Here is a 1,221-nt window from a genome sequence, read left to right on the forward strand (position 1 = left end):
CGTGGGCGTTGATGTCGGCGTGGGAGTTGGTGTCGGGGTCGTACCACCGGGACATCCGCCGGTGTTTTTCCAACAGTTGTAGTAGATGTTCAGTATGGGGACAAACTCAGCCGTGGCCTTGAGGTTGCCGGCCTGGGAGGGATGGTCGTCATCGCTTGGATACTCAAGGACGTTGGGGTCTGCGTCGTCGTCGCCGTCCGTCTTGTGCTGGATGGCGTTGTTGTACCATCTGTGGTGATTGCCGCTTGCGGAGTTGAGGTCGTTTGTGTTGGCATTGCCTCCGTTGGTCGTCAGGACGTTGTAGAAGTCAAAGACGGCCACGTTGTGATAGGGATAGCCCGTAAGCCAATCGTTGACCAGCCACCGGTTAAATGCCCTGGTGGCAGCGCCATGCGTGGGATCGATCTGTGGCGGGGCCGTGATCACAATAAAGAGTTTGTCCTGGCGCGTCCTGAAATACTCCAGGATATCGATATATATACCCTTGGCATTAGCAATCGTCATATAGCCGGAGCTGACATCCTGACCGGCCAGGGGATTATTGCTTATTGTAGGTACGGGGTCGCTTGTACTTCCGGTGAGTATGGAGTTGGTAAAGCACGACTTGAACATGACAATTTCGTTTTCACCGGCAGGGGTAGTCGTAAGCCGGTCATACTCGGAGTTCTGAGCAGAGAGGCTGTACAGGGCAGTCATGAAGGTGCTGCTTTGAGACCCACGAAACCACTCCCACCAATGGCCGATGTCCGTGCGATCACCGATGGCTTCAGGTCCCCAGCCGTAGTTTGTGTCGCTGACGAAGTAGTTGTTGTTACGTAGCGCCGTACCCAGTCCGCCGTTATGGGTTGGGTTGGCATCGCTGTTGCTGATCCAGTACTGTCCTACGGAGTGATGCACAAAGACAAGTCTTACCGTGCTTGCAGGTGGTGCAGGGTTGAGGGTTGTTGCAAAGACCATGCCATAACTTGCAATGACTAACGACAGGCACGTAAACATCAACAGAAACACAACAAACAACCGTCTCTGGCTGACATGCTTATTCCTCACTCTTTTCATAGAAACCTCCTTTTTTATAACCCTATCTTTTGATGATTATCATAACAAAAAAAACACGATTTGTCAATCCGAAGTGCTCTATGGCAAGGGCTATCGTATTTGACCGTAAGAGAAAAAAAAGGAGGGCGGCTCCGCCCCCTCCTTGACCTCCCCCGCAAGGGGACC

General features: G+C 52.6%; 1 protein-coding gene. It reads right to left on the reverse strand.

Features of this window, described 5'->3' with window-relative positions; genetic code table 11:
• Positions 1-1,056 (reverse strand): hypothetical protein (locus HWQ67_RS19130; RefSeq protein ID WP_218254288.1); only part of this gene is annotated, 1,056 nt, incomplete at its 3' end.
• Positions 1,057-1,221: the final 165 nt, after the last annotated feature.

It is taken from the genome of Candidatus Magnetobacterium casense, from assembly GCF_019173545.1.
Taxonomy (GTDB): domain Bacteria; phylum Nitrospirota; class Thermodesulfovibrionia; order Thermodesulfovibrionales; family Magnetobacteriaceae; genus Magnetobacterium; species Magnetobacterium cryptolimnobacter.